The sequence below is a fragment of the Enterococcus sp. XAF26B05_ASV22 genome, assembly GCF_056727285.1.
On record NZ_CM161538.1, the window covers coordinates 1,683,769 to 1,698,520 of the forward strand.

A 14,752-nucleotide genomic window follows, 5' to 3' on the forward strand; every position below is an offset into this window, starting at 1 on the left:
ACTGAAGGAGAGAACACCAATGATCGTAATTATGAAATCAGAAGCAACGAAAGCACAAATCAATTCATTAATAGAACGAGTAAAAAAAGAAGGTTTAGAAGTTCATCTAAGTGAAGGAAAAGAACAAACAATCATTGGCTTGATTGGAAATACTCGAAAAATGCAGGATGTGGCATTCAACAGTTACGATGGTGTTGAAAATGCAGTTAGAATATCTTTAACTTACAAATTAACAAGTCGTGAGTTTCATCCAAAAAATACAATTGTTAATGTTGATGGTGTCAAAATCGGTGATGGTAGCATGACAATGATGGCTGGGCCATGTTCAATCGAAAGTTTAGACCAAATTCGAGAGTGTGCAAGAATTGCTAAAGCAGGCGGAGCAACGATTTTACGCGGTGGTGCTTTTAAACCAAGAACATCCCCTTACGCTTTCCAAGGATTAGAAGAAGAAGGCTTAAAATACATTCGCCAAGCAGCGGACGAATTTGACATGAAAGTCATCACTGAAGTAATGGATGAAGCGCATATTGCTATGATTGCGGAATACAGTGACATTTTGCAAATTGGTGCCAGAAATATGCAAAACTTTAAATTATTACAAGCTGTTGGAAAAACAGGGAAACCAATTGGCTTGAAACGTGGAATATCTGGTACAATTGATGAGTGGCTAAATGCGGCTGAATACATCGCTGCCCAAGGGAATTTTAATGTGATATTTATTGAACGTGGTATTCGCACATACGAAACAGCGACACGTAATACACTCGATCTAAGTGCTGTTCCATTAATTAAAAAATTAAGTCATTTTCCAATCATCGTTGACCCAAGTCATGGTGTCGGAATTTGGGATCTTGTTCCTTCAATGGCTCGTGCTGGTGTCGCTGCCGGCGCAGACGGACTTATTGTGGAAATTCATCCAGATCCAATCAACGCATGGTCTGACGGACCTCAATCATTAAACGAAAAGACTTACTTGCGCATGATGAAAGAAGTCCATATCATTGAAAAAGCAATGAAAGAAATTAATGAATTAGATTAAAAATGAACGGAGAGTATTTTTTCTCTTCACTAAAAAATAGGAGTTGAAACAAATGAAACTCACGGTCACTTTACCTAATCACTCGTATGATCTGACTATTGAAAAAGGATTGTTGAAAACTATCGGTTCTTGGGTAAAAGAGTTATGGTTGCCGCAGAAAATCGTGATCATAACAGATACAAATGTTCAACCATTATATGGTGAGCAAGTTCAAAAAAGTTTAAAAGAAGCAGGTTTTGAGACAGCAACCTTTGTAATCAAAGCAGGAGAACAAAGTAAAAGTTTGTCTGTAGCGGCTGAAGTTTATGATGTTTTAGCAGATGAAGGCATGACTAGAAGCGATGGAATCATAGCGTTAGGTGGCGGAGTTGTTGGCGATTTAGCTGGATTTGTTGCATCAACTTATATGAGAGGTCTTCATTTTTTACAAGTTCCAACAACTTTGTTGGCTCAAGTTGATAGTAGTATTGGTGGAAAAACAGCTGTAAATACGAAAAAAGCTAAAAATCTAGTAGGCACATTTGCTCAGCCTGATGGTGTCTTGATTGATCCAGATACTTTGGATACATTGGAGGTAAGAAGGATTCAAGAAGGAATCGCCGAAATTATTAAATCTGCTGCTATCGCAGACCAGGACTTATGGCAAAAATTAGATGCACTGACGGATGAGAATGATTTAAAAGCTCATGCAACAGAAATTATAGCTGCCTGCTGTAAAATCAAACGCAAAGTTGTAGAAGAAGATGAGTTGGATAACGGAGTTCGCTTACTTCTTAACTTTGGTCATACAATCGGTCATGCATTAGAAAACACTGCAGGATACGGCAATTTAACTCATGGCGAGGGAGTCGCAATTGGGATGAGTCAGGTCACAAGAGTTGCCGAAAGTAAGAAACTAACGCCAAAAGGAACAACAGAAAAATTGACTAAAATGATTCAAAAATTTCATTTACCGATTAGATCAAATCAATGGGATCAAGAGCAACTATATGCGGCATTAACTCATGATAAGAAGGCACGAGGCGGGAAAATTAATCTTATTTTATTGGATTCGATCGGTGAAGCAAAAATCGTTCGAATTCCAATTGAAGAAATGAAGGGTTATTTAAATTAGGAGGAAATCATATGCGTTTTATTACAGCGGGAGAATCACATGGACCAGAATTAACAGCCATTATAGAAGGGTTACCAGCAGGGATGCCATTATCACCGGAAGATATCAATCTCGAGTTAGCTAGAAGACAGGGCGGATATGGTCGCGGCGGAAGAATGCTGATTGAAAAAGATCAAGTAAGAATCACTTCAGGCATTCGTCACGGCAAAACACTAGGCTCCCCGTTAACTCTTGTTGTTGAAAATAAAGATTGGAAAAATTGGACTTCGGTCATGTCAATTGAAGAAGTTTCGGAAAAAGAGAAAAAAATAAGACGGGTAAATAAGCCACGACCAGGTCATGCAGATCTTGTCGGCGGAATCAAATACCAACACGATGATCTTAGAAATGTATTAGAACGTTCATCAGCTCGTGAAACAACGATGCGAGTTGCAATTGGCGCTGTTGCTAAAAAACTATTAAAAGAACTAGATGTAGAAGTAGCAGGACATGTTGCGATATTAGGCGGGATCAAAGCTGAAATCCCAGATAACCTAACAGTCAAAGAGATCCAAGAACGCTCTGAAAATTCAGATGTCCGAGTTCTTGACCCGTTAGTCGAACAAGATATTCGTGATTTAATCGACAAAACTAAGAAGAATGGTGACACGATCGGCGGAGTTGTTGAGGTAGTTGTGGGCGGAGTGCCAATTGGATTGGGCAGTTATGTTCAATGGGATCGCAAACTTGATGCCAAAATCGCTCAAGCTGTTACAAGTATTAATGCCTTTAAAGGGGTTGAATTCGGAATTGGATTTGAAATGGGATTCAAACCTGGTAGCCAGATAATGGATGAAATCGTTTGGGATCAAACAACAGGTTATACCAGAACATCGAACAATCTAGGTGGATTTGAAGGCGGTATGACAAATGGAATGCCGATTGTTGTTAGAGGCGTTATGAAGCCTATTCCAACATTGTACAAACCGTTACAAAGTGTCAATATTGATACAAAAGAACCTTATAAAGCAAGTGTGGAACGCTCAGATAGTACTGCGGTTCCAGCTGCAAGTGTCGTTTGTGAAGCTGTTGTCGCAACAGAAGTTGCCCAAGCAATGCTGGAAAAATTTGGCAGTGATGCTTTTGAACAAATGAAAGAAGAAGTTGAATCGTATCGCCGTTATACTCAAACTTTTTAATAAAAAATAAAAATGGAGAGTGACACGGAATGAATAAAAAGGTTTTGATTGTCGGTCTAGGACTGATTGGTAGCTCATTAGCATTGTGTATCAAAAAAGAACACCCATCAGTCACAATTATCGGAATAGATTGTCAAGAAACTTCAGAAGAATTTGCTTTAAAAAGAAAAATCATCGATGAAAGAGGTAATTCCATAGAAGAAGCTGCTATATTAGCTGATTTCATTTTTCTGTGTACTCCAGTAAAAAGTATGCTGAGTCAACTAGACTTATTAGGTACTCTGCCTTTAAAACAAGAGGTCATTATTACAGATGTCGGTAGTACGAAAGTAGAAATTATGCATGCGGCAAAAAAAGCTGGATTAAAAACGTTTATCGGTGGACATCCAATGGCGGGCTCACACAAATCTGGTGTGACAGCGGCGGATGAAAATTTATTTGAGAATGCCTATTATATTTTAACCTCTCAGAAGGTTGAAAAAAAAGGCAACGAACTGCAAAAATTGTTGCAAGGAACACGAGCAAAATTTGTAGTACTTACAGCCCAAGAGCACGATCAAATTACAGGAATGCTTAGTCACTTGCCACATATTATTGCTGCTGGTTTAGTTAACCAAAGTAAAGTTTTTAACGAAGAACATCCACGCTCTAAACAATTAGCTGCAGGTGGATTTCGAGATATCACGCGTATTGCATCTTCTGATCCGCAAATGTGGACAGATATTTTAATGAGTAATAAAGAAGCATTGTTGGCACTAATGCATTCATGGCAAGCTGAAATGGAACAAGTTTCGACTTGGATACAAAACGGAAACAAAGAAGCGATTTTTCAATTTTTCTACGAAGCAAAGGAAACAAGAAATCAAATGCCCGTTCATAAAGAGGGGGCGATTCCTGCATTCCATGATTTATTTGTGGATGTGCCTGATGTCCCAGGTGTAATTGCCGAGATAACAGCATTACTTGGCAAAGCGCAATTGTCCCTAATTAATTTGAAAATTCTTGAAACGCGTGAAGATATCTATGGGATTTTACAATTAAGTTTTAAACGAGAAGAAGATTCAGAAAAGGCGAAAGAAATTATTGAAAAAGAGACAGCTTACAAGTGTTATGAAAAGTAAATATCGAAATTGCGTGTTGCTGTATCTAGTTACACTATTTTACATTTAGGAGGGCTATTTTGGATTTAGTAATCAATAAAACTAGTTTAAACGGAATGATCGATATTCCTAGTGATAAATCAATCTCTCATAGAAGTATAATGTTTGGTGCAATCGCACACGGAACTACAACAATTAAAAACTTCTTACGAGGAGATGATTGTTTAAGTACCCTGAAAGCATTTCAAGATTTAGGAGTTGAAATAGAAGATGATGGTGAAGTCATAACGGTTTATGGAACTGGTTTTTCTGGGTTAAAACAAGCGAAACAAGCAATCGATGTCGGGAATTCTGGGACAACGATTCGATTAATCATGGGGATTTTAGCAGGAACTTCCTTTAGCACAGAATTATTTGGTGACCACTCAATTGCTAAAAGACCAATGAACCGAGTTATGTTACCTATCAATCAAATGGGAGCTGAGTGCACGGGGCATGACGGGACAGAGTTTCCTCCTATAACGGTTAAAGGTACAGAAAATTTACAACCGATTCAGTATCAAATGCCTGTTGCGAGTGCACAAGTGAAATCAGCGATTCTGTTTGCTGCTTTACAAGCACAAGGAAAATCAGTTATTGTAGAAAAAGAGAAAACGCGGGATCATACGGAAGATATGATTCGTCAATTTGGTGGAGAAATTTCTGTATCAGAAAAAGAAATCAGTATCACTGGTCCACAAAAACTTGTAGGACAAGAAGTCATTGTGCCAGGAGACATTTCTTCTGAGCCTTTTTCCTTACAGCGGGTTTAATTGTCCCAGATAGCCAAATTACACTGAACAATGTTGGGTTGAATCCTACACGCACCGGCATCATTGATGTTATTCAGCAAATGGGTGGGACATTAACGATTCAAGAAACAGGAAGCGAAGCGAATAAAGCCGGAACTTTAACAGTTGAAACTAGTAATTTAAAAGGCGTCGAAATCAGCGGAGAAATTATTCCTCGTTTGATTGATGAATTGCCAATCATTGCATTATTAGCCACTCAAGCTGAAGGGACGACAATCATTCGTGATGCTGAAGAATTGAAAGTAAAAGAAACTAATCGGATCGATGCAGTTGCAACTGAATTAACTAAAATGGGAGCAAATATTGAACCCACTGATGACGGACTGATCATTCATGGTAAAACGCCGCTATATGCTGCAAAGGTCACTAGTTACGGTGATCATCGCATTGGCATGATGTTGCAAATTGCAGCTCTTTTGGTAAAAGATGGAACAGTAGAATTAGAAAAAGCTGAGGCAATTTCTGTTTCTTATCCAAGATTTTTTGAAGATTTAAACAACTTATATTGATAAACGGAGGAACAAAGATGAAGGGGATTATTTTAATTGGTTTTATGGGCGCTGGTAAAACGACCGTCGGGAAACTTCTTTCAGAAAAAACTGGAATGGAACATATTGATTTTGATGATAAAATCGTGGAAGAAATCGGTATGACGATTCAAGAATATTTTGATTTACATGGCGAAGCTGCTTTTAGAGAAAGAGAAACGAATGTCTTAAAACGTTATTTAGATCATAATCAAGTGGTCTCAACAGGTGGCGGTATCGTCATGAGACCGGAGAATCGGGAACTTTTAAAACAAATGGCACCTGTTGTTTATTTACAAACAAAACCAGAAGTCTTTATTCCGCGCTTGAAACACGATCATACAACGGTTAGACCTCTAGTTGTATCAAAATCTCCAGAAGAAATCAAACAAGTTTTTGAGCCAAGAATCCCTCTTTATGAAGAAAGTGCTAGCATAGTCGTTGATACAGATGAACGAACACCAGAAGAAATCGTTCGTGAAATTTTAGAGAATATATAAGTAGGTGAGCTAATGAAAGTCGGATTTTTAGGTCCAGAAGCTTCTTTTACACATACTGCAACAAAAACTGCTTTTCCTGCCGACGAGTTGATATCTTATCATTCGATTCCAGCTTGTATTAAAGGTGTTGAGTTTGGTGAAGTTGATTTGGGTGTTGTACCGATTGAAAATACAATCGAAGGATCTGTCAACACGACCGTAGACTATCTGTTTCATCAAACAACAATCCCTGTGGGCGCGGAGATTGTTTTACCAATCTTCCAGCAATTGATGGTCTCAAAAGAAAACAAAGGATCTTGGCAGGAGACTACAAAAATTTTGTCTCATCCTCAGGCTTTAGCACAATCGCAAGAGTTCATTCATGCTTATTTTCCAATGGCGGATCTTGAAGCGACACCTTCGACTGCGTATGCAGCTAACTTTGTCGCACTTCATCCTGAACAAAAAATTGCTGCTATTGCACCTATTCTATCTGCTGAGAAATATGATCTTGAAATTGTTGGGCAAGACATTCAAGATGTTGCAATCAATGAGACACGTTTTTGGGTGATTGGATCAGAGAAAGTCGACGTACCAATTAAGTCAAGTGGTTATAAATTAACGATTGCGCTCACCATGCCCAATAATATGCCTGGCGCATTGCATAAAGCATTATCTGCCTTCAGTTGGAGAGAAATTGATTTGAGTAAGATTGAGTCACGGCCATTGAAAACAACGTTAGGAGAATATTTTTTTTTGATTGATATTAATGTTCAAAAACCACAACAATTATTAGATAATGCTTTAGAAGAAATACGTTTACTGGGTGGAACGGTAAAAATATTCGGAAATTACGCGATACATCCAATCAACGGAGTATAAAGATCTGAAAAGGTCTTTTTATTTTTTGTTAAATTTTGTCTATCTAATAGGAATTTATGGCAAAATAAGGTATGCTTATAAATGTTGTTAATCGAAGTGAGGTGGAAATGATGAGCCGTGTAGATCGCTATAAACATATACATGATAAGTCAAAACCAGTAGAAGAAAAAAATGGTTTTAATCCAAGAAAAGAAAAAAAATACACAGAAGAACTTGAAAGTAGCTATTATCAGGAATCAGAAACTAGTAATGATTCAAACCCGTATGCAGAGCAAACGGAAACAACTGAAAATGCAAAAAGTGTATCAAAAAAAGAAAAAAAACCGAAAAAACCGAGACGAAAGAGACGTTTTAGCTGGCCTAAAAGAATCGCTTTATTCTTAGTATTGCTGATTGTTTTAGCAGTTGGATTCTTTTTCAAAGGAAAATCATATGCTGAAAATGATACTTCGTTACCAAAAGAAGCAATTGAGACGTTTAATGGAGTAAAAAGTGCGAACGGTGCAAATAATATTCTGATCTTAGGGAGTGATACAAGAGGAGAAGATTCTGGACGCGCGGATACTATTATGGTACTGCAATTGGACGGACCTTCAAAAAAACCTAAATTGATTTCATTTATGCGAGATACTTTTGTTGATATTCCAGGCTATGATGAGAATAAGATCAATGCAGCTTATGCGTTAGGTGGAGCGGATTTAGTACGTCAAACTTTAGCGGAAAATTTTAATATTCAGTGTCGCTATTATGCTAAAGTAGATTTTCAATCCTTTGAAAAAATTATTGACTCGATGTTTCCAAATGGAGTTAAAATCGATGCTGAGAAAGACCTAAATTTAGACGGTGTTGACATCTTCAAGGGAAGTCAAAAAATGGATGGACATACACTTTTACAGTATTCTCGCTTTAGAAAAGATGAAGAAGGGGATTTCGGTCGCGTGCGCCGTCAGCAACAAGTTATGACAGCCGTGATGGGACAATTAAAAAATCCTCTAGCATTGATTCGTACACCAGAATCTTTAGGTCGTTTAGTTGGGTATATGTCAACAGATGTTCCTACGACATTTATGCTAAAAAATGGCCCTTCATTCCTGTTAAAAGGTGGCAACGGGATTGAGCGCTTAACCATCCCAGTTGAGGGATCATGGAGTAATGTAGACATTGGTTATGCGGGTAGTGTTCTTCAAATCGATTTAGACACAAATAAAACAGCCGTACAAAGTTTTCTAGACCAATAAGTATTTTATTTAATTATGAACTGATTTATGCTATATTTATAATACCGTGTAAATTTAGTGAAACGAGGTTACAAAATGAAAATTGCTATTGTGACAGATAGTACAGCTTATTTACCTGATCGGATCAAAGACGCATCCAATCTGTTTGTTATTCCCATCCCTGTAATTTTAGATGGTAAAATATATAACGAAGGAATCGACATTGAAGCTGACGAATATTACAGCTTGTTGAATAATAGTAGTGAGTTTCCGACAACTTCTCAGCCTGCCTTAGGTGAAGTGATCGAACTATACAAAGGAATTGCAGCCAAAGGATTTGATACGATTATCAGTATTCATCTTTCGGCAGGTATCTCAGGATTTGTTAATACATTATTTTCATTAACCGATTCAATTGAAGGTGTGACACTTTACCCGTATGATTCTAAGATCACAAGTGTACCCATGGGACATATGGTAGAGGCTGCTTTGGATTTAGTGAAGGAAAATGCTAGCTTAGAAGAGATATTTGCGAAATTAGATATCATCAGAGATAATACCTATGCATATTTAATCGTGGATGATCTGAATAACCTTGTACGTGGCGGACGCTTAACCAATGGTGCGGCTCTGATTGCTGGATTATTGAAAATTAAGCCGATTTTGACATTTGAAGATGGTAAGATTATTTTATTTGAAAAGATTCGCTCGACCAAAAAAGCTTTTGCCCGTGCTGAAAATATTATTGGCCAACGTGATAAAGAAATCAATCGACCAGTGAAGTTATATGTAATCCATGCAAATAACTTAGCAGTTGCTGAAGAGGAGAAAGAAAAACTTCAAAAGCAATATCCTGAAGCAATTATTGAAATCGGTCATTTTGGTCCAGTTATTGGAACCCATTTAGGTGAGAAAGCAATCGGAATTTGTATCTCAGCGCAATAAATAATAAGATGAAACAAAGCGTTTATCGGCTTCTGTTTCATCTTTATTTTTTCATTCTAAAGGTGGCTATTATTACTTAAACTATTTGTTATTATTTTATTGGGAAACACGTTTGGTTAGTTCAATTTAAAAATATAGTATGTTACAATAATAATAAATAAATCATACATTTTTAGTCAAGTATCGATAAAGAATAACGATTCAATAGTCATTTTCCTTTAAAGGTAAGAGATCTTTAAAGAAAAAAGGAGGGCGAGTGGATGAATCTAATTGAAGAACGTCTACAAAAAGATAAAATGAAACAAGTTCAACTACTCGCTGCATATTACCAAGTAGTTAATCGGTTACCGCTTGGCGATAAGAGAGATCAGATGATTCGAGATATATTAGCCTGTAAGGATAAAATAAAAAAAATCAATCAGAAATTGACAGAACTAAATAAAAAAGAGTAACGATTGTTAAGTTATAAAAGGAGCCTATTTTGGTGATAAATTATTTTACTTTGCTGTTATCAGCCTTTGTTGTGATCATGTATGTTTATCTTATTTTAGTAAGAAAAACCATCCTGATCAAAAGTGTCAAAAGAAAACTTATTTATATGTTAGTGATTGGTTTTAGCCTGCTTATTCTACTTCTTACTTTAGTAACGGAACAAACTTTTGATCAACGCATTCGTGGTTTTTTATCAGTGTTGCTTGTCTTGAGTTTCTTATTAGACACAAAAGGATTGTCAGATGATCGGCTTATTTTAGGTCCCTTCGATAAGAATGGTATTTTGTATCAGGACGTAGACAAGATGGCTCTATTGATCAAAAAAAAGAAATTTGTTTAAACTATTTTAAAAATGGACGACGAGGTCCAATGATGAAATTTTCTATCCCATTAGAAGATTTACTAGCCTTTTTTTCTGAGCGATTGAATGAAGATACTGAAATCAGCATTCTAGTAGACGAAGGTGAATAAGTAGAATGACCATTATTCCCCTTTTATTGAAATGTAAGCGTTAGAAATTTTTCTCAAAAAGTTTTTTTTAAATAATAGTAAATTTTAGTAGGTATTTCTTTAACAGTTTGCTATAATGTGCAGAGAAATTCTGAAAGGAAGTATTGTTGTGAATAAAGAAATAGAGCAACGAATTGCTGAATTACGCGAAAAATACAAGGAGTTACCACCTGAAAAAAAAGCGGAGTGGGAACACCATATAAAAAAGAGAAACTTTTTAAATTATAAAAAAATTGAATTAATCAAGTCTGAATTACTTCGCTTAGAAGCGCGTCGCGCACAATTAGAATTATGTGACAAGGAAAAAGAGTTATCTTTAGTAGAGAAAAAAATTATGTGTAAAAAAGAAAAATTACTACGGTATTTAGGAAAACAACTCAATCATTGATTAGTAAGGGGGATACGAGATGGAGTTTGTTTATTTAATTATTGTATTTGCTTTTGCGATAACATTTTCAAATGTCTTCAATCGAATCGTACCAATTATTCCATTACCCATTGTGCAAATAATTGTAGGGGTTTTAATTGGATTGACGGATGTCGGTCGTGAAATAGTATTTGAACCAGAGATATTTTTAGTAATGATTATTGCACCGTTGTTGTTCCGAGAAGGAGAACGAAATGATATTTCTGCAACGATGAAAAACTTTAGTGTAATATTATTTTTAGCATTTATTGGTGTTTTGATCACACTAGTCAGCGTAGGATGGGCGTTACACATGGTTATTCCTGCTTTGCCGATTGCAGCTTGTTTTGCTTTAGGCGCAGCACTTGGACCTACAGATGCAGTAGCTGTAGGTTCTTTATCTGGGAAAATTCAAATTCCGCCTAAAGCGATGCATATTTTAGAAGGTGAAGGTCTAATCAACGATGCGTCCGGTGTTACGGCGTTTCAATTTGCACTGGCTGCATTATTGACAGGCAGTTTTTCAGCGATGGATGCGGGGATTACATTGATTTTTTCTAGTATCGGAGGCGCTATCGTAGGGGCTGTTTTAGTGATGATCAAACGTCAGATCGTTATGGTTTTAGAAAAAGCATCTGCAAGAGATGTTACGGGCTATCTATTGTTAGAATTACTGTTGCCTTTTTTAGCGTATATGGTTGCTGAATTATTTCATGTTTCCGGAATTATTGCTGCTGTTGTAGCAGGAGTTATGCAAGCGGCTAGTTTTAAAAAAGTGTCATTGTTTGAAGCAGAACTTTCAAGTGTTTCAGAAAGTACATGGGGAACGATCACGTTTATGTTGAACGCTCTAGTATTCCTTTTCTTGGGAATTGAGTTATCACAGGTATTCTCACCAATCTGGAATAGTGAAACCTATTCTAACAGTTTTCTGATGATTGTTGTATTGATTTTAAGTGTTACATTATTTGTTGCGCGCTTTTTCTCTATTGTATTGATATATAGTGTAAAAAACGGGTTAAAAAATATTTGGCAGTCGATGAATGAAATGTTGATTTTGACTTTTGGTGGTGTAAAAGGGACCGTAAGTTTAGCAACTATTTTTATTTTACCGTTAACTCTAAATGGTCAAGATTTTCCTGAACGTTCGTTGCTCTTGTTTATTACGGCTTGTGTAATTTTGGTTACATTGGTCGGTGGTATTGTCCTTTTACCGTTCTTAACAGAATCTGACGAGGTAGAAAGCAACAATTTACAAGGTATCACCTTGCTGCAGGAAGTTATTGAACGTCTTAAAAAAATAAATCATAATAATCCTCATGTTGAAATGAATGTTGTAATCGAAAATTATCAAGATCGTGTTAAGGAACTGTACACAGAACAATTGCCCTCAGATCAACGGCAAGAGGTACAAGAGTTAAGAGCATTGATTGTTTCTATCGAGCGCGATGGTCTAGAAGAAAGCTTTCGCCAAAAAGAAATTGGTATTGAAGGGTATCGACTTTACGAACGCTTGATTTCTAGAATGGAACGATCGATTGCTAGACAACTATTATCGATCATTGGTTTTTGGTTGCTTTTTGCGCGCCAAATCATTGCATTCTTCGTCCATCCTAAACACTTATTTGCAAAAAAAGAAGATGAGAATCGAAGAGAATTTCAAAAAGAAGAACTAGAAAATGTTCGACAAGTCTTTTTACAAAATACGGAAGTTGTTTTGAAGAGTTTAGATAATCTAAAAGGGGTTTATGATGCCGAAATCATTCAATTTTTCATAGAAGGACGACTACAATTTGCTCATAGATTAGAAGATGGTACCTTTATTGACTCATTTATTGTTCGTTCTCAATCGAATTACGTTAAAGAGCTTCTGATTGGTTACCAAGAGGAACGCAGAGTCATCGATGAATATGAACTATCTGAAATAATTTCTTCTTATGAGGCTAATGAGTATCGGAAAAATGTGAATCTATTAGAATCTTATTCAATTAATGACATTTCAGGAGCTGTTCCGTTTAGAAAGTTAACAAGAGAATTAAAAAAAGAAGCAGACGAAGAAAACTAGCTTCTTTTTTTTGCTTTTTTTTGTTACAATAAGCAGGATGAAAAGGGCGTGAGCATATGAATGAATTAAAAGTAAATGAATTGACGAAAACATATGGAGAGAAGACATTATTTGATCACATTTCTTTCCATATTCACGATAAAGATCGAATTGGATTGATTGGTACAAATGGAACTGGTAAGACTAGTTTATTAAATATCCTTGCTGGTAAAGATAGCGGAGATGGAGATATCGGAGCAATCCAACAAGCCAACGATTACCAAATAGGCTATCTGTCACAAGACCAGGAATTCGATCCGGAACTAACTGTTGTAGAAGCCGTTTTTCAGGGAGACACTCCGATTATTCAAGCGGTCAAAAATTATGAATTAGCGTTGCTTGCATTAGCAGATGACGGACTTAGTGAAGCAGCTCAAAAGCAATATACCCAAGCGGAAGAACGAATGAATAAAGAAGATGCTTGGACAGCGGATACGGATGCCAAAATCATTTTACAAAAATTAGGTATTGAAACGTTGCATAAAAGGATCGGTGAACTATCAGGGGGGCAAAAGAAACGCGTTAGCTTAGCCCAAGTATTGATCGAATCACCAGATTTATTGCTATTAGATGAACCTACTAATCATCTAGACTATGAAGCAATCAGTTGGCTGGAAAGCTTTTTGAATGGATATCGCGGTGCTATTTTAATGGTGACGCATGATCGTTATTTTCTAGACCGAGTAACAAACCGAATTTTTGAGCTATCTTTTGGGAAGTTATATGAATATAAAGGAAATTATGAAGCGTACATTATTGCGAAAGCTGAGCGTGAACGCGTTGGTGTCGAACAAGAAGAAAAAAGAAAGCAGCTTTATAAGCAAGAATTAGAATGGATGCGTGCTGGTGTGAAAGCACGAGGAACCAAACAGCAAGCGCGACAAGATCGCTTCAATGATCTGAAAGAAAATCTTCATCAAGTCAACCAAAAAGGTCAATTGGAAATCGATGTTGCAACGCAACGATTAGGAAAGAAAGTTTTAGAAATCAAAGATGGTTACTATCAAATTGAACATAAGACGATTTTAAAAGATTTTGATATACTTATTCAAGCAAAAGATCGTATTGGAATTACTGGGAAAAATGGTGCAGGAAAATCAACATTATTGAATATTCTTGCTGGTCGCTTAGAATTAGAGAGTGGTATGTACTCAATCGGTGAAACAGTCAACTTGGCTTACTATACCCAACAAAATGAAGCAATGGATCCAAACCAACGGATGATTTCTTATTTACAAGAAGCGGCAGAACAAGTGAAGCGGACAGATGGAACAACTATTGGCGTTGCTGAATTATTGGAACGATTTTTATTTCCCCGCTTTATGCATGGAACTGTGATTGGTAAGCTTTCTGGTGGTGAAAAACGTCGTTTGTATTTATTAAAACTCTTGATTGGCCAGCCAAATGTGTTATTATTGGACGAACCAACAAATGATCTGGATATTGATACATTAACGATTTTGGAAGATTATATCCAAACATTCAAGGGTGCAGTTATCGCAGTTTCACATGACCGCTATTTTCTTGATAAAACGATGGAAAAACTACTTGTTTTTCAAGGTGAAGGTCAAATTACAACGTACTTCGGTTCGATGAGTGAGTACTTGATGACGAATAAAGAGCAATCGAAAAAGACAATCAAGACTGAAACAAAACCAATGAAAGAAATTGAGAAAAAAGAAAAAACAAAATTGACTTACATGGAACAAAAAGAATGGGAAACAATCGAAAGTGATATAGCACAACTTGAAGATCGTACAGCACATCTGACTGAAGAGATGAATCATCAAGGGGATGATTTTACAAAACTGCAAAAACTTCAAACAGAGTTGTCGAACGCAGAAGAAGAACTTGAATCAAAAATGGAACGCTGGGAATATTTAAGTGAATTTGCAGAAAATTAGG

13 protein-coding genes and 1 pseudogene are annotated in these 14,752 nt (G+C 36.6%); all 14 read left to right on the top strand.

The annotated features are described in order from the left end of the window. Positions 1-19 precede the first annotated feature (19 nt). Positions 20-1,042 carry a 3-deoxy-7-phosphoheptulonate synthase gene (gene aroF, locus AC1PU0_RS08405; RefSeq protein WP_206850065.1) on the top strand — a complete coding sequence of 341 codons (1,023 nt, stop codon included), beginning with the start codon at positions 20-22 and terminating at the stop codon, positions 1,040-1,042. Between the two features lie 52 nt (positions 1,043-1,094). Then, positions 1,095-2,156 (top strand): 3-dehydroquinate synthase, encoded by a 1,062-nt coding sequence (gene aroB / locus AC1PU0_RS08410; RefSeq protein ID WP_206850063.1) that lies wholly within the window; start codon positions 1,095-1,097, stop codon positions 2,154-2,156. A gap of 11 nt (positions 2,157-2,167) precedes the next feature. Next, positions 2,168-3,334, top strand: a complete 1,167-nt coding sequence (aroC, locus tag AC1PU0_RS08415; protein ID WP_111247876.1) for a chorismate synthase — start codon at positions 2,168-2,170, stop codon at positions 3,332-3,334. A gap of 29 nt (positions 3,335-3,363) precedes the next feature. After that, complete coding sequence (locus AC1PU0_RS08420; protein WP_206850062.1) at positions 3,364-4,455, top strand: prephenate dehydrogenase; 1,092 nt, start codon at positions 3,364-3,366, stop codon at positions 4,453-4,455. A gap of 95 nt (positions 4,456-4,550) precedes the next feature. Next, positions 4,551-5,794 (top strand): annotated as a pseudogene (gene aroA, locus AC1PU0_RS08425) (3-phosphoshikimate 1-carboxyvinyltransferase). Between the two features lie 17 nt (positions 5,795-5,811). After that, positions 5,812-6,312 carry a shikimate kinase gene (locus AC1PU0_RS08430; protein ID WP_206850060.1) on the top strand — a complete coding sequence of 167 codons (501 nt, stop codon included), beginning with the start codon at positions 5,812-5,814 and terminating at the stop codon, positions 6,310-6,312. 12 nt (positions 6,313-6,324) lie between these two features. Then, entirely contained in the window at positions 6,325-7,173 is an 849-nt protein-coding gene (pheA, locus tag AC1PU0_RS08435) for a prephenate dehydratase (protein WP_206850059.1), read from the top strand. Between the two features lie 110 nt (positions 7,174-7,283). Further along, a complete protein-coding gene (locus AC1PU0_RS08440) occupies positions 7,284-8,411 on the top strand; it encodes an LCP family protein (RefSeq protein ID WP_206850058.1) in 1,128 nt (375 codons plus the stop codon). Positions 8,412-8,486: 75 nt separating this feature from the next. Beyond that, positions 8,487-9,335 (top strand): DegV family protein, encoded by an 849-nt coding sequence (locus AC1PU0_RS08445; protein WP_206850057.1) that lies wholly within the window; start codon positions 8,487-8,489, stop codon positions 9,333-9,335. Between the two features lie 260 nt (positions 9,336-9,595). Further along, positions 9,596-9,787: a hypothetical protein gene (locus tag AC1PU0_RS08450; protein ID WP_069654904.1), complete on the top strand. Its 192-nt coding sequence runs from the start codon at positions 9,596-9,598 to the stop codon at positions 9,785-9,787. Positions 9,788-9,819: 32 nt separating this feature from the next. After that, positions 9,820-10,167, top strand: coding sequence for a hypothetical protein (locus tag AC1PU0_RS08455; protein ID WP_479998192.1), 348 nt, complete (start codon positions 9,820-9,822; stop codon positions 10,165-10,167). A gap of 279 nt (positions 10,168-10,446) precedes the next feature. Beyond that, a complete protein-coding gene (locus tag AC1PU0_RS08460; protein ID WP_083241820.1) occupies positions 10,447-10,725 on the top strand; it encodes a hypothetical protein in 279 nt (92 codons plus the stop codon). 19 nt (positions 10,726-10,744) lie between these two features. Beyond that, entirely contained in the window at positions 10,745-12,808 is a 2,064-nt protein-coding gene (locus AC1PU0_RS08465; RefSeq protein WP_206850055.1) for a cation:proton antiporter, read from the top strand. 56 nt (positions 12,809-12,864) lie between these two features. Beyond that, the gene (locus AC1PU0_RS08470; protein ID WP_206850054.1) at positions 12,865-14,751 is read left to right on the top strand and encodes an ABC-F family ATP-binding cassette domain-containing protein; all 1,887 of its coding nucleotides are present in this window, start codon (positions 12,865-12,867) and stop codon (positions 14,749-14,751) included. Position 14,752: the final 1 nt, after the last annotated feature.

Excerpts from the sequence above, each read along its gene's own strand:
- aroC (WP_111247876.1), top strand. The coding sequence starts at position 2,168 with ATGCGTTTTATTACAGCGGGAGAATCACATGGACCAGAATTAACAGCC.
- aroB (WP_206850063.1), top strand. The coding sequence starts at position 1,095 with ATGAAACTCACGGTCACTTTACCTAATCACTCGTATGATCTGACTATT.
- AC1PU0_RS08450 (WP_069654904.1), top strand. The coding sequence starts at position 9,596 with ATGAATCTAATTGAAGAACGTCTACAAAAAGATAAAATGAAACAAGTT.
- AC1PU0_RS08420 (WP_206850062.1), top strand. The coding sequence starts at position 3,364 with ATGAATAAAAAGGTTTTGATTGTCGGTCTAGGACTGATTGGTAGCTCA.
- AC1PU0_RS08470 (WP_206850054.1), top strand. The coding sequence starts at position 12,865 with ATGAATGAATTAAAAGTAAATGAATTGACGAAAACATATGGAGAGAAG.
- pheA (WP_206850059.1), top strand. The coding sequence starts at position 6,325 with ATGAAAGTCGGATTTTTAGGTCCAGAAGCTTCTTTTACACATACTGCA.
- AC1PU0_RS08445 (WP_206850057.1), top strand. The coding sequence starts at position 8,487 with ATGAAAATTGCTATTGTGACAGATAGTACAGCTTATTTACCTGATCGG.
- aroF (WP_206850065.1), top strand. The coding sequence starts at position 20 with ATGATCGTAATTATGAAATCAGAAGCAACGAAAGCACAAATCAATTCA.
- AC1PU0_RS08430 (WP_206850060.1), top strand. The coding sequence starts at position 5,812 with ATGAAGGGGATTATTTTAATTGGTTTTATGGGCGCTGGTAAAACGACC.
- AC1PU0_RS08440 (WP_206850058.1), top strand. The coding sequence starts at position 7,284 with ATGAGCCGTGTAGATCGCTATAAACATATACATGATAAGTCAAAACCA.
- AC1PU0_RS08465 (WP_206850055.1), top strand. The coding sequence starts at position 10,745 with ATGGAGTTTGTTTATTTAATTATTGTATTTGCTTTTGCGATAACATTT.